The sequence below is a fragment of the Arenimonas daejeonensis genome (assembly GCF_007993735.1).
GTDB classification, from domain to species: domain Bacteria; phylum Pseudomonadota; class Gammaproteobacteria; order Xanthomonadales; family Xanthomonadaceae; genus Arenimonas; species Arenimonas daejeonensis.
The window spans coordinates 897,325-917,373 of record NZ_CP042453.1; the positions used below are offsets into that span (position 1 = coordinate 897,325).

Genomic DNA, 20,049 nt, shown 5'->3' on the forward strand with positions numbered 1-20,049 from the left:
TGGGGTGTTGACGTGCTCCTAAATTGCCCTATAATGTGCGGCTCCCTTGGACGAAACGTCCTCTGGGCCGGGTTGAGCAGAGTGTGCCAACCCATTGATCTTTGACAGTGTGCGCAGGAAATTTGTGCGGGCGCCTGGCGAGGGATGGACGAGTCCATTTCTTGCAGACGTCTAGCCAACAAGCTTTAAGTTGTATTGCTATGCAAGCGACGTAAAGCCACGGTCGGACATCTGTAAGTCGAAGCTAAAAACTTCAACTGAAGAGTTTGATCCTGGCTCAGAGTGAACGCTGGCGGCAGGCCTAACACATGCAAGTCGAGCGGCAGCGCGGGGGCAACCCTGGCGGCGAGCGGCGGACGGGTGAGGAATACATCGGAATCTACCCAGTCGTGGGGGATAACGTAGGGAAACTTACGCTAATACCGCATACGACCTGAGGGTGAAAGCAGGGGACCGCAAGGCCTTGCGCGATTGGATGAGCCGATGTCCGATTAGCTAGTTGGTGAGGTAAAGGCTCACCAAGGCGACGATCGGTAGCTGGTCTGAGAGGATGATCAGCCACACTGGAACTGAGACACGGTCCAGACTCCTACGGGAGGCAGCAGTGGGGAATATTGGACAATGGGCGCAAGCCTGATCCAGCCATGCCGCGTGTGTGAAGAAGGCCTTCGGGTTGTAAAGCACTTTTGTTCGGGAAGAAATCTTCCGACCTAATACGTCGGGAGGATGACGGTACCGAAAGAATAAGCACCGGCTAACTTCGTGCCAGCAGCCGCGGTAATACGAAGGGTGCAAGCGTTACTCGGAATTACTGGGCGTAAAGCGTGCGTAGGTGGTTCGTTAAGTCTGCCGTGAAAGCCCCGGGCTCAACCTGGGAATGGCGGTGGATACTGGCGGACTAGAGTGCGGTAGAGGGTGGTGGAATTCCCGGTGTAGCAGTGAAATGCGTAGAGATCGGGAGGAACATCTGTGGCGAAGGCGGCCACCTGGACCAGCACTGACACTGAGGCACGAAAGCGTGGGGAGCAAACAGGATTAGATACCCTGGTAGTCCACGCCCTAAACGATGCGGACTGGACGTTGGGCTCAATTAGGAGCTCAGTGTCGAAGCTAACGCGTTAAGTCCGCCGCCTGGGGAGTACGGTCGCAAGACTGAAACTCAAAGGAATTGACGGGGCCCGCACAAGCGGTGGAGTATGTGGTTTAATTCGATGCAACGCGCAGAACCTTACCTTGGCCTTGACATCCACGGAATCCTTTAGAGATAGAGGAGTGCCTTCGGGAACCGTGAGACAGGTGCTGCATGGCTGTCGTCAGCTCGTGTCGTGAGATGTTGGGTTAAGTCCCGCAACGAGCGCAACCCTTGTCCTTAGTTGCCAGCGAGTAATGTCGGGAACTCTAAGGAGACTGCCGGTGACAAACCGGAGGAAGGTGGGGATGACGTCAAGTCATCATGGCCCTTACGGCCAGGGCTACACACGTACTACAATGGTGGGGACAGAGGGTCGCGAGGCCGCGAGGCGGAGCCAATCCCAGAAACCCCATCCTAGTCCGGATCGGAGTCTGCAACTCGACTCCGTGAAGTCGGAATCGCTAGTAATCGCGGATCAGCATTGCCGCGGTGAATACGTTCCCGGGCCTTGTACACACCGCCCGTCACACCATGGGAGTGGGTTGCACCAGAAGCAGGTAGTCTAACCGCAAGGAGGACGCTTGCCACGGTGTGATTCATGACTGGGGTGAAGTCGTAACAAGGTAGCCGTATCGGAAGGTGCGGCTGGATCACCTCCTTTTGAGCAACGACGAGTTCGCTCTTGTCAGGCGTCCGCACAAGTTTCCTGCATTCCACAACGTGATCCGACCTGGGTCTGTAGCTCAGGTGGTTAGAGCGCACCCCTGATAAGGGTGAGGTCGGAGGTTCGAGTCCTCCTAGACCCACCACTTCTTGTCACGGGGCCATAGCTCAGCTGGGAGAGCACCTGCTTTGCAAGCAGGGGGTCGTCGGTTCGATCCCGACTGGCTCCACCAGGCTTTCCGGCTTAGTCGTCATGTGGAATGACAGCGCACACACAAGTTTATCGAACCGGCACAGAGGCCGGTTTCGTGATCTTTGAAAACATGGGACGTAGCGAGCGTTTGAGACGAAACTGTCATCAAGACGTGTCGTAGAGGCTAAGGCGGGAATCCTTGCTAGGGATTCCTTATTGAGTTTAATCGTTGTAACTATTTGCGAAACGATGGCTCCGAGGCGACTTGGGGTTATATGGTCAAGCGAATAAGCGCACACGGTGGATGCCTTGGCGGTCAGAGGCGATGAAGGACGTGGCAGCCTGCGAAAAGTTCCGGGAGTCGGCAACAGACTTTGATCCGGAAATGTCCGAATGGGGAAACCCACTGCTTCGGCAGTATCGTGCGGTGAATACATAGCCGTACGAAGCGAACCCGGTGAACTGAAATATCTCATTAACCGGAGGAAAAGAAATCAACCGAGATTCCCCCAGTAGTGACGAGCGAACGGGGACCAGCCCTGAAGTCTATTAGGTTCTAGCAAAACGGCTTGGAAAGGCCGGCCATAGAAGGTGATAGCCCTGTATGTGAAAGGGCCTAGTAGATGATGATGAGTAAGGCGGGGCACGTGAAACCCTGTCTGAATATGGGGGACCATCCTCCAAGGCTAAATACTCCTGACCGACCGATAGCGAACCAGTACCGTGAGGGAAAGGCGAAAAGAACCCCGGAGAGGGGAGTGAAATAGAACCTGAAACCGTGTGCGTACAAGCAGTGGGAGCCGACTTGTTCGGTGACTGCGTACCTTTTGTATAATGGGTCAGCGACTTATTGTCTGTAGCAAGCTTAACCGTATAGGGAGGCGAAGGGAAACCGAGTCTGAATAGGGCGCATAGTTGCAGGCAATAGACCCGAAACCGGGTGATCTAGCCATGCCTGGGGTGAAGGTCGGGTAACACCGACTGGAGGCCCGAACCCACTCCTGTTGCAAAAGTAGGGGATGAGGTGTGGCTAGGAGTGAAAAGCTAATCGAACCCGGAGATAGCTGGTTCTCCTCGAAAGCTATTTAGGTAGCGCCTCGTGCGAATACTCTTGGGGTAGAGCACTGTTATGGCTAGGGGGTCATTGTGACTTACCAAACCATGGCAAACTCCGAATACCAAGACGTACTACACGGGAGACACACGGCGGGTGCTAACGTCCGTCGTGAAAAGGGAAACAACCCAGACCTACAGCTAAGGTCCCCAAATTACCGCTCAGTGGAAAACGATGTGGGAAGGCACAGACAGCCAGGAGGTTGGCTTAGAAGCAGCCATCCTTTAAAGAAAGCGTAATAGCTCACTGGTCGAGTCGGCCTGCGCGGAAGATTTAACGGGGCTAAGCGGTATACCGAAGCTTAGGGTGCACACCTTTGGTGTGCGCGGTAGAGGAGCGTTCCGTAAGCCGTTGAAGGTCGATTGAGAAGTCGGCTGGAGGTATCGGAAGTGCGAATGCTGACATAAGTAACGATAATGCGGGTGAAAAGCCCGCACGCCGAAAGCCCAAGGTTTCCTTGCACAACGTTAATCGGTGCAGGGTGAGTCGGCCCCTAAGGCGAGACCGAAAGGTGTAGTCGATGGGAAGCTGGTTAATATTCCAGCACCTCGCGTGACTGCGATGGGGGACGGAGAAGGTTAGGTGTACCGGGCGTTGGTTGTCCCGGGGAAAGGAGGTAGGCATGAAGCGTAGGCAAATCCGCGCTTCTTTATGCCGAGCACCGAGACGAGTCCTATCGGACGAAGTCACTGATACCACGCTTAAGGAAAAGCCTCTAAGCTTCAGGTCACGCAGACCGTACCGTAAACCGACACAGGTGGGCAGGATGAGAATTCTCAGGCGCTTGAGAGAACTTGGGTGAAGGAACTAGGCAACATGGCACCGTAACTTCGGGAGAAGGTGCGCCTTCACGGGTGGCCATATGCATGGCTGAGCTCGTGAGGGCCGCAGAAACCAGGCCGCTGCGACTGTTTATCAAAAACACAGCACTCTGCAAACACGAAAGTGGACGTATAGGGTGTGACGCCTGCCCGGTGCCGGAAGGTTAATTGATGGGGTCAGCCGCAAGGCGAAGCTCTTGATCGAAGCCCCGGTAAACGGCGGCCGTAACTATAACGGTCCTAAGGTAGCGAAATTCCTTGTCGGGTAAGTTCCGACCTGCACGAATGGCGTAACGACAGCGGCGCTGTCTCCACCCAAGACTCAGTGAAATTGAAATCGCTGTGAAGATGCAGCGTTCCCGCGGCAAGACGGAAAGACCCCGTGAACCTTTACTATAGCTTTACATTGAACGTTGAGTTCGTCTGTGTAGGATAGGTGGGAGGCTATGAAGTGTGGTCGCTAGATCGCATGGAGCCATCCTTGAAATACCACCCTGATGTGCTTGACGTTCTAACCTGGGCCCGTTATCCGGGCCGGGGACCATGTATGGTGGGTAGTTTGACTGGGGCGGTCTCCTCCCAAAGAGTAACGGAGGAGCACGAAGGTACGCTCAGCGCGGTCGGACATCGCGCACTGTGTGCAAAGGCATAAGCGTGCTTGACTGCAAGATCGACGGATCAAGCAGGTACGAAAGTAGGTCTTAGTGATCCGGTGGTTCTGTATGGAAGGGCCATCGCTCAACGGATAAAAGGTACTCCGGGGATAACAGGCTGATACCGCCCAAGAGTTCATATCGACGGCGGTGTTTGGCACCTCGATGTCGGCTCATCACATCCCAGGGCTGTAGTCGGTCCCAAGGGTATGGCTGTTCGCCATTTAAAGTGGTACGCGAGCTGGGTTCAGAACGTCGTGAGACAGTTCGGTCCCTATCTGTCGTGGGCGTTGGAGATTTGAGAGGGGCTGCTCCTAGTACGAGAGGACCGGAGTGGACGACCCCCTGGTGTTCCGGTTGTCATGCCAATGGCATTGCCGGGTAGCTATGGTCGGAAACGATAACCGCTGAAAGCATCTAAGCGGGAAGCGTGCCTCAAGATGAGATCTCCCGGGACACAAGTCCCCTAAAGGAACCATCAAGACTAGGTGGTTGATAGGTCAGGTGTGTAAGCGCAGCAATGCGTTGAGCTAACTGATACTAATGATCCGTGCGGCTTGATCATATAACCTCAAGACGCCTTACCCTCGACAACACGTTGTCGATGAAAGTATCGCCAAACAATGTTCGCTACGTCCCCCTTTGAGAGCGTGAGCGCATAACTCCGTCTATACGACGCAGCCACTGCGACCCTCCACCCTCTCCTGGCGACCATAGCGCTGTGGAACCACCCGATCCCATCCCGAACTCGGAAGTGAAACGCAGCTGCGCCAATGGTAGTGTGGCCTAAGCCATGCAAGAGTAGGTCATCGCCAGGGTTTTTATCCCAGAAGGCCGGTCCGAAAGGACCGGCCTTCGCTTTTCCTGAACCCGACATCCGCTGTGGCGCCCCAGGCGCGTCCGCAACAGCTCATCGCCAGGGTTCTTTTCCCGCAAGGCCCCCAGCCAACCCAGGGGCCTTGTTCTTTTTGCACGCGCTCTTGTCTCCCCGCCCGGGGTCGAGACCGGGTTCATTCCTGCCAGGGTCTCGACGGCTGCATGGTGGCCCCAAAGAGTGAAGGTTTCGGGAAAACAAGGCGCACCCGAAAGCTGGAAAACAGTACTTTTTCGGCTTGTTCCGGCCGTAGGCGCGCTGCTATAATTTCGCGCCTTCGGCGGCAGCCTGTTCGGGTCAGCCCTTGCTCAACTCCCTTGCTGCCGGTCGTCGTTTCGCCCAAAAAGCCGTTCTGCTTCAGCTCGGTACCGGCCTGCTGGCCGCTGCCTTCGCAGGGCTGGCCTGGGGTGCGGGACATGCGGCCGGGGCGTTCACCGGAGCGGCGGCAGCGGCGTTGGGCACGATGGGTCTGGCCCGGGTCGCGCTCGGCGGCGGTGTCCAGCCTGCAAGGGTCGCGTACCTGAGGTTGTTGGCCGGCATGCTGTTGAAATGGCTGCTGGTGGCGTTGCTGATTTACCTGGCGCTGGTGCGCGGGCGGTTTCCGCCGCTGGCCACGCTGTCGGGGTTGGTGCTGGCGCTGCTGGTTTCCCGCTGGCGCATCTTTCTGGCTCGGCTACAAGACACACAGGGTGACAAGTGAGCGCTGAATCCGGTTCCGGCGGACAGATCGAATACATCCAGCGCCATCTGCACTTCCTGCAGTGGAAGGTGGGTGAGGGCAAGTTCTGGACCATCAACGTGGACAGCGTGTTCTTCCTGCTGGTGATGGCGGCGATCTTCCTGTTCGTGTTCCTGCGCGTGTCGCGCAAGGCCACCGCCGGCGTGCCGGGCAAGCTGCAGTGCGCGCTCGAGATGATGGTCACCGGCATCGACGGCCTGGTGCGCGAGACCTTCCACGGCAAGAGCAAGTTCATCGCCCCGTTGGCGGTCACCATCTTCGCGATGGTGTTCCTGATGAACTTCATGGACATGATCCCGATCGACTGGCTGCCGGCCACCGCTGCCGCCGCCGGCGTGCCCTACCTGCGCGTCGTTCCGACCGCCGACCTCAACACCACCCTGGGCATGTCGCTGGGCGTGTTCTTCCTGATCCACGTGTTCGGCATCAGCCACAAGGGCGTCAAGCTGTTCGTGGCCGAGGCCTTCACCGCGCCGTTCCATGCGCACGGCATGCTCGGCAAGATCCTGCTGGCCCCCGCCAACCTGCTGCTGCGCCTGATCGAAGAACTGGTGCGCCCGCTCAGCCTGAGCCTGCGACTGTTCGGCAACATGTACGCCGGCGAGCTGATCTTCATCCTGATCGCGGTGATGACGCTCGGTTCGGCCCTGAACGAAGTGATGACCTACGTGATGGCGCCCGTGCAGTTCGTGGCCGGCTTCGTCTGGACCGCGTTCCACATCCTTGGTCATCACCCTGCAGGCCTTCATTTTCATGATGCTCACCATCGTGTACCTGAGCATGGCGAGCGAGAAGCACTGATCCACCGGTTTTTCAGTTCCAAACTAAGCAACACCACCTTTCAACCAAGCGTTATTCGACGGAGAGCAACATGGAGAACATCAACCTTATCGCCGACGTGATGGGCATGACCGTGATCGCGGCCGGCCTGCTGATCGGCCTGGGCGCGCTCGGCACCGCCATCGGCTTCGCCATCCTCGGCGGCAAGTTCCTGGAAGGCGCGGCGCGCCAGCCGGAGCTGACCCCGATGCTGCAGACCAAGATGTTCATCGTCGCCGGCCTGCTCGACGCCGTGCCGATCATCGGCGTCGCCATCGCGCTGCTGCTGATCTTCGCCAACCCGTTCCTGGCCACCCTCGCCGGCTAATCACCGACGCGGTTTTGGTTAGCCGGCGGCACCCGTCGCCGGCACACAGGAGCTAGACATGGATATCAACATCACTTTCGTCATCCAGGGCCTGGCGTTCTTCGCCGTGGCCTGGGTCGTGATGAAGTTCGGCTGGCCGCACATCATGGCGGCCATCGAGCAGCGCCAGCAGCAGATTGCCGAAGGCCTCGCCGCCGCGGACCGCAGCAAGAAGGATCTTGCCCAGGCCGAGGAGCGTGTCGCCGAAGAACTGCGTCAGGCGCGCACCAAGGCCAACGAGATCATCGCCCAGGCCGAGGCGCGCAAGATCCAGATCATCGACGCCGCCAAGGAAGAAGCGATCATCGAGGCCAACCGCCAGAAGGCGCTGGCCATGGCCGAGATCGAGTCCGCCGCCAACCGCGCCAAGGAAGACCTGCGTCGCCAGGTGTCCGCGCTCGCGGTCGCCGGCGCCGAGAAGCTGATCCGCCGCGAGATCGACAGCGCCGCCCACAAGGCGCTGCTGGACGAGCTGGCCGCCGAGATCTGAGGCCGAACCCGATGAGCCAAGCCCTCACCCTCGCCCGTCCCTACGCCCGCGCCGCGTTCGCGCTGGCCAAGGAAGGCGGTCGCCTGCCGCAATGGTCGGCCATGCTCGGCTTCGCCGCGCAGGCTTCCGCCGTGCCCGGCGTCCAGTCCGTGCTCGGCCATCCGCTGGCCAAGGCCGACGACCTGGTCGAACTGCTGCTGCCGCCTGGCGACAGCGACCCGAACTTCCGTCAGTTCCTGGCGGTGCTGGCGGACAACCGCCGGCTGCCGCTGCTGGCCGAGATCGCGGGCCTGTTCGACCAGCTGCGCGCCGAAGCCGAACGCGTGGTCAAGGCCACGGTGACCTCCGCGCAGGCGATGGACGCGGCCGAACTGGCCAAGCTGCGCGAGTCGCTGCGCAAGCGTTTCGGCCAGGACGTCGAGATCAGCACCGCGGTGGACGCGGCGCTGATCGGCGGCGCGGTCATCGACACCGGCGACGTCGTCATCGACGGCTCCATCCGCACCAAGCTGGCGCGCCTCGGGGCGGCGCTGGCGAACTGATCCGAAGAATTCAGATTTTCCTTTGAACCAAGCGCCGGCGCGAGCCGGACGACCCAGGATACCCCCATGCAGACGCTCAACCCGTCCGAAATCAGCGAACTGATCAAGACCCGCATCGAGAAGGTCAAGCTGGCCGCCGAAGCCCGCAACGAAGGCACCGTCACCTCGGTGTCCGACGGCATCGTGCGCATCCACGGCCTGGCCGACGTGATGCAGGGCGAAATGATCGAGCTGCCGAACGCCACCTACGCGCTGGCGCTGAACCTCGAGCGCGACTCCGTCGGCGCCGTGGTGCTGGGTGACTACGAGCACCTGCGCGAGGGCGACGTCGCCAAGACCACCGCCCGCATCCTCGAGGTGCCCGTCGGCCCCGAGCTGCTCGGCCGCGTGGTCAACGCGCTGGGCGAGCCGATCGACGGCAAGGGTCCGATCACCGCGTCGCTGAGCGCGCCGGTGGAGAAGGTCGCCCCGGGCGTGATCTGGCGCAAGTCGGTGTCGCAGCCGGTGCAGACCGGTTACAAGTCGGTGGACGCCATGATCCCGGTGGGTCGCGGCCAGCGTGAGCTGGTCATCGGCGACCGCCAGACCGGCAAGACCGCGCTGGCGATCGACGCGATCATCAACCAGAAGGGCACCGGCGTTAAGTGCATCTACGTGGCGATTGGCCAGAAGGCCTCGTCCGTCGCCAACGTCGTGCGCAAGCTCGAAGAGAACGGCGCGCTGGCCCACACCATCGTCGTGGCCGCCACCGCTTCCGAATCCGCCGCCATGCAGTACATCTCGGCCTACTCGGGCTGCACCATGGGCGAGTACTTCCGCGACCGCGGCGAAGACGCGCTGATCGTGTACGACGACCTGTCCAAGCAGGCCGTGGCCTACCGCCAGATCTCCCTGCTGCTGCGCCGCCCGCCGGGCCGCGAAGCCTACCCGGGCGACGTGTTCTATCTCCACTCCCGCCTGCTCGAGCGCGCTGCCCGCGTGAACGAAGAGTACGTCGAGAAGTTCACCAACGGCGCCGTGAAGGGCAAGACCGGCTCGCTGACCGCGCTTCCGATCATCGAGACCCAGGCCGGCGACGTGTCCGCGTTCGTGCCGACCAACGTGATCTCGATCACCGACGGCCAGATCTTCCTCGAGACCGACCTGTTCAACGCCGGCATCCGCCCGGCCGTGAACGCCGGTATCTCGGTGTCGCGCGTCGGTGGTGCGGCCCAGACCACGATCATGAAGAAGCTGTCGGGCGGCATCCGCATCTCGCTGGCCCAGTACCGCGAGCTGGCGGCGTTCGCCCAGTTCGCGTCGGACCTCGACGAAGCCACCCGCAAGCAGCTCGAGCGCGGCCAGCGCGTCACCGAGCTGATGAAGCAGAAGCAGTATGCGCCGATGTCGATCGCCCAGATGGCGCTGTCGATCTACGCGGTCAACGAGGGTTACCTCGACGACGTGCCGCTGAACAAGATCCTGCCCTTCGAGGCCGGCCTGCACGCCCACCTGAGCAACACCCAGGGCGCGCTGGAGCAGAAGATCGTCGAGAGCGGCGCCTGGGACAAGGACATCGAGGCCTCGTTCAAGGCCATCATCTCCGAGTTCAAAGCCACCGGTTCCCAGTAACCCACGCACCGGCACCACGAGCGGCGCGCCCCGGCGCGCCACCGTAAAGACGAAGAACCCAGCGAGATAGAACATGGCAGGCGGCAGGGAAATCAAGACCAAGATCAAGAGCGTGCAGAACACCCGCAAGGTGACGCGCGCGCTCGAGATGGTCTCGGCATCGAAGATCCGCAAGGCGCAGGACCGCATGAAGGCCTCGCGCCCGTACGCGCGCCTGATGCGCCAGGTGATCGGCCACATCGCCAAGGCCAATTCCGAGTACGTCAATCCGTTCCTGGCCGAGCGCGAGCAGGTCAAGCGGGTCGGCTACGTCGTCGTCTCGACCGACCGCGGCCTCTGCGGCGGCCTGAACTCGGTGATGTTCCGCCGGATCCTGGGCGAGATGCGCGACTGGCAGGCCAAGGGTGTCGAAATCGACGTGGTCTGCGTCGGCCAGAAGGCCACCGCCTTCTTCCGCCGCCTCAAGGTCAACCTGATCGGCTCGGTCACCCATCTGGGCGAGAAGCCGGAACTGGCGAAGCTGGTCGGCGTCATCAAGATGATGCTCGACGGTTACGCCGAGGAGCGCCTGGACCGGGTGTTCCTCTGCTACAACCTGTTCGTCAACACCATGACCCAGAAGCCGCGCCAGGACCAGCTCCTGCCGCTGCCGCCCTCCGAGTCGCTGGAGAGCAAGCACGACTGGGACTACCTGTACGAACCCGACGCGCAGACCGTGCTAGACCACGTGCTCCGTCGCTACGTCGAGTCCCTGGTCTACCAGGCCCTGCTGGAGAACATCGCCTCCGAACACGCGGCGCGCATGGTGGCCATGAAGTCGGCCTCCGACAACGCCACCAAGCTGATCGGCACCTTGAACCTGATCTACAACAAGGCGCGCCAGGCGGCGATCACCCAGGAAATCTCCGAAATCGTCGGCGGCGCTGCGGCAGTCTGACGCGACGCTTCCACAAAGAATCAGAACCGAGGAAACAACCATGAGTCAGGGCAAGATCGTTCAGATCATCGGCGCCGTCGTCGACGTCGAGTTCCCGCGTGCCGACGTGCCGAAGGTGTACGACGCGCTGAAGGTGGCCAACACCGACATCACGCTCGAGGTCCAGCAGCAGCTGGGCGACGGCGTCGTGCGCACCATCGCGCTCGGTTCCACCGACGGCCTCAAGCGCAACCTGGTCGCCACCAACACCGGCAAGGCGATCTCGGTGCCGGTCGGCCAGGCCACCCTGGGCCGCATCATGGACGTGCTGGGCAACCCGATCGACGAGGCCGGCCCGGTCGACGCCAAGGACCATTGGGAAATCCACCGCGCCGCGCCGAGCTACGAGGACCAGTCCTCGGGCAACGAGCTGCTGGAAACCGGCATCAAGGTGATCGACCTGATGTGCCCGTTCGCCAAGGGCGGCAAGGTCGGCCTGTTCGGCGGCGCCGGCGTCGGCAAGACCGTCAACATGATGGAACTGATCAACAACATCGCCAAGGCGCACAGCGGCCTGTCCGTGTTCGCCGGCGTGGGCGAGCGTACCCGCGAGGGCAACGACTTCTACCACGAGATGAAGGACTCCAACGTCCTGGACAAGGTCGCGATGGTGTACGGCCAGATGAACGAGCCGCCGGGCAACCGCCTGCGCGTCGCGCTGACCGGCCTGACCATGGCCGAGTTCTTCCGTGACGAGAAGGACGCGTCGGGCAAGGGCAAGGACGTGCTGCTGTTCGTGGACAACATCTACCGCTACACCCTGGCCGGCACCGAGGTCTCGGCGCTGCTGGGCCGCATGCCGTCCGCCGTGGGTTACCAGCCGACGCTGGCTGAGGAAATGGGCGTGCTGCAGGAGCGCATCACCTCGACCAAGACCGGCTCGATCACCTCGATCCAGGCCGTGTACGTGCCCGCGGACGACCTGACCGACCCGTCGCCGGCGACCACCTTCGCCCACCTCGACGCCACCGTCGTGCTGTCGCGAAACATCGCCTCGCTGGGTATCTACCCGGCCGTGGACCCGCTGGACTCGACCTCGCGCCAGCTCGACCCGAACGTGATCGGCAACGAGCACTACGACACCGCGCGCAAGGTGCAGTCGACCCTGCAGAAGTACAAGGAGCTCAAGGACATCATCGCGATCCTGGGCATGGACGAGCTGAGCGAAGAAGACAAGCAGGCCGTGTCCCGCGCCCGCAAGATCGAGCGCTTCTTCTCGCAGCCTTTCCACGTGGCGGAAGTCTTCACCGGTTCGCCGGGCAAGTACGTCACCCTGAAGGAGACCATCCGCGGCTTCAAGATGATCTGCGAAGGCGAGTGCGACCACCTGCCCGAGCAGGCCTTCTACATGGTCGGCGGCATCGACGAGGCCTTCGAGAAGGCCAAGAAGATGAGCGCCGCGGCCTGATCCGCGAACGTTAAGGACTGACCATGGCATCCACCATCCGTTGCGACATCGTCAGCGCCGAGGAAGAGATCTTCCACGGCGAAGTGCAGATGGTCGTGGCCACCGGCGAAATGGGCGAGCTCGGCATCGCGCCGCGGCACGCCCCGCTGATCACCCGCCTCAAGCCCGGCCAGATCCGTCTGACCCTGGCCAATGGCGAAGAGCAGCTGTTCTACGTTTCCGGCGGCATCCTCGAGGTGCAGCCGCAGGTCGTGACCGTGTTGACCGACACCGCGATCCGCGGCGGCGACCTCGACGAAGCCGTGGCCCAGAAGGCCAAGGAAGAAGCCGAGCGCATGATCGCCAACCGCGGCGAAGCGATGGAAATCGCCGAAGCCCAGGCCAAGCTGGCAGAGGCCATGGCGCAGCTGCAGGCGCTCGAGCGCCTGCGCAAGAACCTCAAGCACTGAGTCCAGACCGTTTGGACTGCAGGACGCCGGCCTCGTGCCGGCGTTTCTGCTTTCAGGGGCCGGAAACCGGCGTCAGCGGTAAACCCACTGCCGCCAGACGACGAAACTGATGCCCGCTGTCGCGAGTTCGACCAGCGGTTTGGCCAGCCAGGAACCTTGCAGGCTGAAAGTGTCGGCAACCCAGTCCAGCAGCAGGCCGGTGAAGGCCGTCATCAGCAGCCACGCGATGACAAAGCGCACCATGTTCCGGCGTTGTACGCGCGACTTCCCCTGCGGGTCCGCGAAGGTGTAACGGCCGTTGAGCCAGAAGCCCAGGCAGGCGCCTGCCACGCGACCGGCGAGGTTGCCCCACACCACCGGCAAACCCGCGGCGGTCAGGCCGATGTAGACCGCCGTGTCGAGCGCCAGCTGCGCCGCACCGATCACGAGGAACAGGGTGATCTGCCGAGGCAGCGCGATATGGGGTCCGGTCATTCCGCAATGCTAGCAGTGCCGCGATCCAGCGCCGATACTATGCCGTACCGGAGGAACCCATGAGCCAGGCCCTGCACGTGATCATCCTCGCCGCCGGCGAGGGCAAACGCATGAAGTCGCGCACGCCCAAGGTGCTGCAGCCGATTGCCGGCCAGCCCATGCTGGCGCACGTGATCGCCGCCGCGCGCGAACTCGGTGCCGCCGGCATCCACATCGTCTACGGCCATGCCGGCGACCAGGTGCGCGCCGCCTTTGCCGACCAGGCCGACCTGCGCTGGGCCGAACAGGCGCAGCAGCTGGGCACCGGCCATGCCGTGCAGCAGGCGATGCCCGGCGTGCCCGAGCAGGCCCGCGTGCTGGTGCTGTACGCCGACGTGCCGCTGATCGGCGTGGACACCCTGCGCCGCCTGCTTGCCGCCGCCAGCGACCGCGCCGCGGTGCTGACCGACAGCCTGGCCGACCCGACCGGCTACGGCCGCGTGATCCTGGACGGCAACGGCAACGTGCAGGCCATCGTCGAACACAAGGACGCCGACGAGATCCAGCGCGGCGTGAAACTGGTCAACACCGGCGTCATCGCCGCGCCCGCCGCCGACCTGCGCCGCTGGCTGGGCCGCCTGCGCAACGACAACAGCCAGGGCGAGTACTACCTCACCGACATCTTCGCGATGGCGCGCACCGATGGTCGCGCCGCCGCGCAGACCGGCTGCGGCATCCCCGGCGAAGCCGAAGGCGCCAACGACCCGGTGCAGCTGGCGCGCCTGGAGCGCGCCTACCAGCGCCGCGCCGCCGAGGCCTTGATGCGTGCCGGCGTACGCCTGCTCGATCCTTCGCGTTTCGATCAGCGGGGTCGTGTCGAGGCCGGGCAGGACGTGCAGATCGACGTGGACGTGATCCTGGAAGGCCACGTCCGCCTGGGCGACAACGTCCGCATCGGCCCCTTCTGCCGGCTGCGCGACGTGGACCTCGCCGCCGGCACGGAAGTGCGCGCGCACTGCGACCTCGAAGGCGTGGTCACGCACGGCGCCTGCCACATCGGACCGTTCGCGCGCCTGCGGCCGGGCACCGACCTGGCGGATGGCGTGCACATCGGCAACTTCGTCGAGACGAAGAAGGCGCGGCTGGGCAAGGGGTCCAAAGCCAACCACCTGACATATCTCGGCGATGCGGAGATCGGTGCCGGCGTGAACATCGGCGCCGGCACGATCACCTGCAACTACGACGGTATGAACAAGTCGGTCACCATCATCGGCGACGGCGCGTTCATTGGCTCGAACTCCTCGCTGGTGGCGCCGGTTGAAATCGGCGAAGGCGCCACCATCGGCGCCGGTTCCGTCATCAGCAAGCCGGCGCCGGCCGACAAGCTTACGGTCGCACGCGGCCGCCAGGTGACGGTGGACGGCTGGCAGCGGCCCATCAAGAAACCGAAGTAGAGGGCGTCCTACGGATCGGTGACGGGCAGCACCATCGCCACCGACAGTCCGCCCCCTTCGCGGTTGCTCAGGCCGATGCGGCCGCCGTGCGCTTCGGCAATCTCGCGGGCCAGCGCCAGGCCCAGGCCGGTGCCGCTGCGCTTGGTCGAATAGAACGGCACCAGCGCGTTCGCCAGCACCGCTTCATTCATGCCGCTGCCGCGGTCCATCACCTCGATGCGCAGCAGGCCGGGCGTACGGCGCACGCGCAGGCTGACCTGGTCGGGTGCCGAGCCGGATTCGTGCGCGTTCTTCAGCAGGTTCAGCAGCGCCTGTTCCATCTGTGGCCGGTCCAGGCGCGCGGGTTCCGCCGGCAGGCTGCCGTCGAGCGTGAATTCGATCTGGCTTCGCAGGCGGTCCACGAACTGCGGCCAGTCCACCGGCTCCAAGCGCGGGCTGGGCAGCTTGGCGAAACTGGCATACCCGCGGATGAAACCCTCCAGGTGCCGCGCGCGTTCCTCGATGGTGCCGAAGATCGCCTCCAGCCGCTGGTGCTGGCCGCGCCGCGTCAACTCCGCGCCCGAGTGCGCCAGCGACGCCACCGGTGCCAGCGAATTGTTGAGCTCGTGGCTGATGACCCGGATCACCTTCTTCCAGGTCTGCACTTCCTGCCGGCGCAGTTCGCTGGTGAGCTGGCGCAGCAGCAGCAATTCGTGCGGTCGGCCGTTTAGGCGGAAGCCGCGGCGGGCGAGATGATAGACCTCTTCCTCGTCGCCTTCGCCGACCGAAAACAGGCCGTCGCCGCCGCGGTCCATGGCTTCGCGCAGGGCCGGCGCGGCGAGGCGAAGCAGCGCTTCCAGCGCCAGGCCCTCGAGCTTGCGGCCCTGGTTCAGCAGGCGGCGCGCGGCCAGGTTGCCGTACACCACGTGGCCGCCGTCGCCGACCAGCAGCATGGCCACCGGCGTGTTCTGCACCATGGTGTCGAGCAGCAGTTCGCGTTGCACCAGCGACAGCCGTTGTTCGCGCAGCACGCCGCCCAGTTCGTTGTGCGCGCCGACCAGGTCGCCCAGTTCGTCGCGGTGTTTCCAGCGCAGGCCGAAACTGAAGTCGCCGTCGCGATAGCTCAGCGCGGTGCCGGCCAGTGCGCGGAACAGCGACAGCGCCGGCCGCACCGCCCGGCGCACCGCCCACAGGGACAGCGGCAGGCAGACCAGCAGCGACACGCTGCCCGCCAGCCAGGGGTTGTCGAACAGATGGTCGAAGAACAGCGTCAGCCCCACCGCGAGGATCGCCACGCCGCCGCAGACCAGGGCCAGGTGGCCGGCGATCGAACGGCGGGGCGCGGCCATCGGCGGCGGGCTCAGGGCCGGGCGATGCCCAGCCGCTCCATGCGCCGGTACAGGGCCTGCCGGCTCAGCCCGAGCTCGGCCGCGGCCTGCGCGACGATGCCGCCGGCACGCGCCAGCGCCTGTTCGATGCTCTGGCGGTCGGGTTCGTTGTCCGCGGCCGGCGGCGCAACCACGCTGCCCGACAGGCCCAGGTCGGCGGCACCGATGCTGCTGCCGGCGCTGAGCAGCCCGGCACGCTGCATCACGTTCTTAAGCTCGCGCACGTTGCCGGGCCAGGGTGCCGCTGCAGTACCGTGGCGGCTTCGTCGGACAGCTGCTTGCCGGACGCGAGGAAAGACAGCGCCAGCGGCAGGATGTCGCGCGGGCGTTCGGCCAGCGGCGGCAGCCGCAGTTCGATCAGGTTGAGACGGTAGTACAGGTCCTCGCGGAAGCTGCCGGCGCGGATCATGCCCGGGAGGTCGGCATTGGTGGCGCTGATCACGCGCACCGTGACCTGGCGCTCCTTGTTCGAACCCAGGCGCGCGAAGCGGCCGGTCTCGAGCACACGCAGCAGTTTCATCTGGCCGGCCGGCGGCAGGTTGCCGATCTCGTCGAGGAACAAGGTGCCGCCGTCGGCGGCCTCGAACTTGCCTTCGCGCGCCTTGCCGGCACCGGTGTAGGCGCCGGCCTCGGCGCCGAACAGCTCGGCCTCGATCAGTTCCGAGGGCAGGGCGCCGCAGTTGAGCGTGACAAAAGGGCCGTCCTTGACCAGCGAGTTGGCCTGGATGATCTCGGCGAACCGCTCCTTGCCGGTGCCATTGGGGCCGGTGATCAGTACCGGCACGTCCGCGCGGGCGACCTGGCAGGCCAGCGACAGCACACGTTCGGTGGCGGGGTCTGCCCAGACCAGGCCGCGCAGGTCGTACTGCCGCTCCAGTTCGTGCCGCTGCCTCCGCTCGCGTCCCGCCTGCTGCGCCAGCGCGCGGTTGGCCTGGCCCAGTTCCAGCAGGTTGCCGACCGCCGCCAGCAGCTTGCGGTCGTCCCAGGGTTTGCCCAGGTAATCGGCCGCGCCGGCCTTCACCAGGTCCACCGCCGAGGCCAGGTGCGTCCAGGCGGTGAGCAGGATCACCGGCAGGTCCGGGTGTTCGCTGCGGATGGCCTTGAACAGCGCCTGGCCTTCCTCGCCCGAGGTGGTGTCGGCGCTGAAGTTCATGTCCTGGATCACCAGGTCCACCGGCTCGCGCCGGAGCAGGGCCAGGCCCTCCTCCGGCGAAGCGGCGCAGACGGTGCGCAGGTCGTGCAGCGAAAAAGCACTTCCAGCGCGGTGGCGACCGTCGGGTTGTCGTCGATCACCAGGATCGTGGCGGAAGGGTTCGTGGCCGGGGCGGGTGGCATGCGCCTAGCCTACCGTCAGGCGGTGCGGGTGGCGATGGCCGGGGACACCGCCGCCGCGCGCCAGGCCGGGCCCAGCACGGCCAGCAGGCCCAGCACCCACATCACGCCCATGGTGATGCCCAGATAGGCGACCGGCAGGCGCGGGATCTCCAGTTCGCTGACCAGGAAGTTGTTCAACGCCAGCGCCAGGGCGACGCCGGCGATGACGCCGCCGGTGGTGATCAGCACGTTCTCGACCAGGAAGTAGCGCAGGATGTCGTGCCTGCGCGCACCAGGGCACGGCGCACGCCGATCTGCTTGCGGCGCTGGTTCACCCACAGGCTGGCCATGCCGACGATGCCGCTGGCGGTGATCAGCAGCAGGAAGCCGGTGACCGCGATCAGCAGTCCGGCCATCATGTTCTCGCCCGAATAACGGCTGGCGCGCGCTTCGGCGTAGGTGCGCTTGCCCAGCAGCACGCGGTCGTTGCGCAGCGCCAGCAAGGCCTTCTCGACGTCGGCCATCACGCGGTCCTGGGCGCCGGGTTCGGTGCGCACCGTGTAGCGGGAGAAGGGATCGATGTAGCGGATCGGGCCGATCATGCTGTTCTCGGCCTGGTCGCTGGCCGGCGCGCTCGGGCTCTGCAGTTTCTCGACCACGCCAACGATGCGCACGCCGTCGGCGTCATCGCCGTTGCCGAGGTAGAAGGTGCGACCGACGAACTTGGTCTCGCCCGGGAACAGGTCTTGCGCCAGCGCCCTGGTGACGATCAGCACCGTCGGGTTCTTGCGCTCCACCGAAGGATCGAGGTCGATGTACTCGTTGGGCTCGAAATCACGGCCCTCGACCAGGCGCAGGCCCAGGGTCTGCACCAGCGTGTCGCCATCGCCGCTGAAGTAGAAGGTGGCGCCGACATTGCTGTCGGTCTGGCCACGTTCGGTGGTCAGGCCGCCGTAGTTCCAGCTCGACTGACCGAGCGGGATCTGGTTGGTCCAGGCTGCGGCGAGCACGCCGGGCGTAGCCTTGATCGCCTCGATGTCGCGCCGCTGCATGTCCTGGATGTCGGTGATCTGGCGGTGCGGGTAGAAGCGGATCTCGCTCAGGTTCTGCTCGTCGGCGCCGGTCGGCCGCGCCGCCGTGGCCAGGCGGTCGCGGATGATGTACAGCGCGTTGCAGACGATGGCCAGGGTCAGCGCGACCTGCGCGGCGATCAACAGCGGCGCGGTCTTGTTGCGCATCATGGCGGAGAAGATGGGGCGGATTTCCATGGTCGTGTCCTCGGACGTGCCGTTCGGTTATTGGCTCTTGAGCTGCAGCGCGGGCACCACCTGGCAGGCGCGCCAGGTCGGCAGCAGGCCGGCCAGCAGGCTGGCGGCGACCGACAGCACGATCGCGCTGACCAGCATCACGCCGTCCACCCGCGTGATCAGGCTGATGTCCTCGTCGAAGTTGCGGATGAAGGCCAGCGCGGCGAAGGTCAGGCCCACGCCCACCCCCGCGCCCACCAGGCCGATCACGCCGGCTTCGGTCAGGTACTGCTTGAACACGTCGCGGCGGGTGGCGCCGAGTGCGCGGCGCACGCCGATCTCGCCCGGCCGTGCGCTGAACTTGGCCAGCAGCAGGCCAACGGTATTCACCAGGCAGACCAGCAGGAAACCGAAGGCCAGCCAGGTCGAAGTACGGGTGTCGTCGCTGACCACCTCGTTGAAGTCCAGCCACTCCATCACGTTGTGCAGGCGGTTGTTGGCCGGGCGCGGGAACCGGCCCAGGGCCTTCTGCTCGGCCACGTAGGCATTGAGGTAGTCGGCGTATTCGGCGCGGTCCGAGGCGCTCTCGAGCTCGACCCAGAACTGCATCCACACGCACTCCGACGCCACCAGGCCCTTGAAGCCCGGGTCGGCGTTGGAGCTGCAGTCGATGCTGCCGTTGACCTGCATTTCGCGCGCGATCGCGGTGCGGAAGGGCAGGAACACGTCCTCGCTGGTGCCGTACTGGTTGTTGCCGATCAGCCGGTAGAACTTCGGCACCGGGTTCCAGGTGTCGGCCACGCCGACGATCGAATAGTCGTTGTCGCTGATGCGGATGGTCTTGCCGACCGGATCCACGCCATCGCCGAACACCCGCTCGGACAGGCCGCGGCCGATCACCACCACCGAGGCGCCCTTGTCGTCCTCGGCCTTGCTCCAGGCCTGGCCGTACAGGAAGGGCACGTCGAACATCGCGAAGAAGTCGCTGCCCACCGCCAGGCCGTCGCTGAAGAAGGGCGGCAGGTCGGCGCGGCCGGAGTCGATGGCGGGTCCGGTGCCGTAGATCGGCGTCTGGCGCAGGCCCTTGGCCTGCTCCCACAGCGCCATCGCGTCCGTGTGGGTGACCTGCTGCGGCGGCTCGCCGTCGCCGGGCGGGTTGTCGGCGGGATAGTTGTCCAGGCGCGGCACGAACAGCCGATCGGACTTCTGCGGGATCGGGTCGCCGGACATGCCGTGCAGCAGGGTCAGCGTGGTCATGCTGGCGGCGACGCCGACCGACAGCGTCAGCACCATCAGGATCGTCAGCACCGGATTGCGACGCAGGCTGCGAAAGCCAAGGCCCAGGTAATAACGGAACATGGTC

Annotated in this window: 15 protein-coding genes, 2 tRNA genes, 3 rRNA genes and 1 pseudogene; 15 read left to right on the top strand and 6 right to left on the bottom strand. The window is 64.1% G+C overall.

What is annotated here, in order from left to right:
* The first annotated feature begins 254 nt into the window (after nt 1–254).
* The 14 genes from FRZ33_RS04310 (at nt 255) to FRZ33_RS04375 (ending at nt 12,851) form a co-directional block, all read left to right on the top strand.
* Nucleotides 255–1,793: ribosomal RNA gene (locus FRZ33_RS04310) — 16S ribosomal RNA — on the top strand.
* Between the two features lie 71 nt (nt 1,794–1,864).
* A tRNA-Ile gene (locus tag FRZ33_RS04315) sits at nt 1,865–1,941 on the top strand.
* A gap of 11 nt (nt 1,942–1,952) precedes the next feature.
* Nucleotides 1,953–2,028 (top strand) — tRNA-Ala (locus tag FRZ33_RS04320).
* Between the two features lie 237 nt (nt 2,029–2,265).
* Nucleotides 2,266–5,141 (top strand): 23S ribosomal RNA (locus FRZ33_RS04325).
* Between the two features lie 138 nt (nt 5,142–5,279).
* A 5S ribosomal RNA gene (gene rrf / locus FRZ33_RS04330) occupies nt 5,280–5,394 on the top strand.
* The 16S, 23S and 5S rRNA genes sit together here with 2 tRNA genes alongside, the layout of an rRNA operon.
* A 360-nt stretch (nt 5,395–5,754) precedes the next feature.
* Entirely contained in the window at nt 5,755–6,150 is a 396-nt protein-coding gene (locus tag FRZ33_RS04335; RefSeq protein WP_146907898.1) for an ATP synthase subunit I, read from the top strand.
* On the top strand, nt 6,147–7,091 hold the full coding sequence (gene atpB, locus FRZ33_RS04340; protein ID WP_227978111.1) for a F0F1 ATP synthase subunit A: 945 nt from the start codon (nt 6,147–6,149) through the stop codon (nt 7,089–7,091). Before FRZ33_RS04335 ends, atpB begins: the two co-directional genes overlap by 4 nt.
* Nucleotides 7,061–7,336 carry a F0F1 ATP synthase subunit C gene (gene atpE / locus FRZ33_RS04345; RefSeq protein WP_425456520.1) on the top strand — a complete coding sequence of 92 codons (276 nt, stop codon included), beginning with the start codon at nt 7,061–7,063 and terminating at the stop codon, nt 7,334–7,336. Before atpB ends, atpE begins: the two co-directional genes overlap by 31 nt.
* 58 nt (nt 7,337–7,394) lie before the next feature.
* Nucleotides 7,395–7,865 (top strand): F0F1 ATP synthase subunit B, encoded by a 471-nt coding sequence (locus tag FRZ33_RS04350; RefSeq protein ID WP_146907900.1) that lies wholly within the window; start codon nt 7,395–7,397, stop codon nt 7,863–7,865.
* Between the two features lie 11 nt (nt 7,866–7,876).
* Nucleotides 7,877–8,407 (top strand): F0F1 ATP synthase subunit delta, encoded by a 531-nt coding sequence (locus tag FRZ33_RS04355; protein ID WP_146907902.1) that lies wholly within the window; start codon nt 7,877–7,879, stop codon nt 8,405–8,407.
* 66 nt (nt 8,408–8,473) lie between these two features.
* Nucleotides 8,474–10,018, top strand: coding sequence for a F0F1 ATP synthase subunit alpha (gene atpA / locus FRZ33_RS04360; protein WP_146907903.1), 1,545 nt, complete (start codon nt 8,474–8,476; stop codon nt 10,016–10,018).
* Nucleotides 10,019–10,091: 73 nt separating this feature from the next.
* A complete protein-coding gene (gene atpG / locus FRZ33_RS04365) occupies nt 10,092–10,955 on the top strand; it encodes a F0F1 ATP synthase subunit gamma (protein WP_146907905.1) in 864 nt (287 codons plus the stop codon).
* 40 nt (nt 10,956–10,995) lie between these two features.
* Nucleotides 10,996–12,402, top strand: a complete 1,407-nt coding sequence (gene atpD / locus FRZ33_RS04370; RefSeq protein WP_146907907.1) for a F0F1 ATP synthase subunit beta — start codon at nt 10,996–10,998, stop codon at nt 12,400–12,402.
* 23 nt (nt 12,403–12,425) lie between these two features.
* Nucleotides 12,426–12,851 (top strand): F0F1 ATP synthase subunit epsilon, encoded by a 426-nt coding sequence (locus tag FRZ33_RS04375; protein WP_146907909.1) that lies wholly within the window; start codon nt 12,426–12,428, stop codon nt 12,849–12,851.
* Nucleotides 12,852–12,923: 72 nt separating this feature from the next.
* Here the strand turns inward: FRZ33_RS04375 and FRZ33_RS04380 are convergent, their stop codons facing one another.
* Nucleotides 12,924–13,310, bottom strand: coding sequence for a GtrA family protein (locus FRZ33_RS04380; RefSeq protein ID WP_146910571.1), 387 nt, complete (start codon nt 13,308–13,310; stop codon nt 12,924–12,926).
* 74 nt (nt 13,311–13,384) lie between these two features.
* Here FRZ33_RS04380 and glmU point away from each other — a divergent pair, with 74 nt between their 5' ends.
* Nucleotides 13,385–14,758 carry a bifunctional UDP-N-acetylglucosamine diphosphorylase/glucosamine-1-phosphate N-acetyltransferase GlmU gene (gene glmU / locus FRZ33_RS04385; RefSeq protein ID WP_146907911.1) on the top strand — a complete coding sequence of 458 codons (1,374 nt, stop codon included), beginning with the start codon at nt 13,385–13,387 and terminating at the stop codon, nt 14,756–14,758.
* Between the two features lie 8 nt (nt 14,759–14,766).
* On the opposite strand, the gene FRZ33_RS04390 is transcribed toward glmU, so the two are convergent.
* The 5 genes and pseudogenes from FRZ33_RS04390 to FRZ33_RS04405 form a co-directional block, all read right to left on the bottom strand.
* Complete coding sequence (locus tag FRZ33_RS04390) at nt 14,767–16,086, bottom strand: sensor histidine kinase (RefSeq protein WP_146907913.1); 1,320 nt, start codon at nt 16,084–16,086, stop codon at nt 14,767–14,769.
* Between the two features lie 11 nt (nt 16,087–16,097).
* Nucleotides 16,098–17,460 (bottom strand): annotated as a pseudogene (locus FRZ33_RS04395) (sigma-54-dependent transcriptional regulator).
* A gap of 15 nt (nt 17,461–17,475) precedes the next feature.
* A complete protein-coding gene (locus FRZ33_RS15955; RefSeq protein ID WP_227978113.1) occupies nt 17,476–17,688 on the bottom strand; it encodes an ABC transporter permease in 213 nt (70 codons plus the stop codon).
* The gene (locus FRZ33_RS04400; RefSeq protein WP_227978115.1) at nt 17,682–18,707 is read right to left on the bottom strand and encodes an ABC transporter permease; all 1,026 of its coding nucleotides are present in this window, start codon (nt 18,705–18,707) and stop codon (nt 17,682–17,684) included. Before FRZ33_RS04400 ends, FRZ33_RS15955 begins: the two co-directional genes overlap by 7 nt.
* Nucleotides 18,708–18,734: 27 nt before the next feature.
* Nucleotides 18,735–20,045: an ABC transporter permease gene (locus FRZ33_RS04405; RefSeq protein WP_146907915.1), complete on the bottom strand. Its 1,311-nt coding sequence runs from the start codon at nt 20,043–20,045 to the stop codon at nt 18,735–18,737.
* Nucleotides 20,046–20,049: the final 4 nt, after the last annotated feature.

Excerpts from the sequence above, each read along its gene's own strand:
- FRZ33_RS04375 (WP_146907909.1), top strand. The coding sequence starts at position 12,426 with ATGGCATCCACCATCCGTTGCGACATCGTCAGCGCCGAGGAAGAGATC.
- FRZ33_RS04405 (WP_146907915.1), bottom strand. The coding sequence starts at position 20,045 with ATGTTCCGTTATTACCTGGGCCTTGGCTTTCGCAGCCTGCGTCGCAAT.
- atpE (WP_425456520.1), top strand. The coding sequence starts at position 7,061 with ATGGAGAACATCAACCTTATCGCCGACGTGATGGGCATGACCGTGATC.
- FRZ33_RS04350 (WP_146907900.1), top strand. The coding sequence starts at position 7,395 with ATGGATATCAACATCACTTTCGTCATCCAGGGCCTGGCGTTCTTCGCC.
- FRZ33_RS04400 (WP_227978115.1), bottom strand. The coding sequence starts at position 18,707 with ATGGAAATCCGCCCCATCTTCTCCGCCATGATGCGCAACAAGACCGCG.
- glmU (WP_146907911.1), top strand. The coding sequence starts at position 13,385 with ATGAGCCAGGCCCTGCACGTGATCATCCTCGCCGCCGGCGAGGGCAAA.
- atpD (WP_146907907.1), top strand. The coding sequence starts at position 10,996 with ATGAGTCAGGGCAAGATCGTTCAGATCATCGGCGCCGTCGTCGACGTC.
- FRZ33_RS04355 (WP_146907902.1), top strand. The coding sequence starts at position 7,877 with ATGAGCCAAGCCCTCACCCTCGCCCGTCCCTACGCCCGCGCCGCGTTC.
- FRZ33_RS04390 (WP_146907913.1), bottom strand. The coding sequence starts at position 16,086 with ATGGCCGCGCCCCGCCGTTCGATCGCCGGCCACCTGGCCCTGGTCTGC.
- atpA (WP_146907903.1), top strand. The coding sequence starts at position 8,474 with ATGCAGACGCTCAACCCGTCCGAAATCAGCGAACTGATCAAGACCCGC.
- atpG (WP_146907905.1), top strand. The coding sequence starts at position 10,092 with ATGGCAGGCGGCAGGGAAATCAAGACCAAGATCAAGAGCGTGCAGAAC.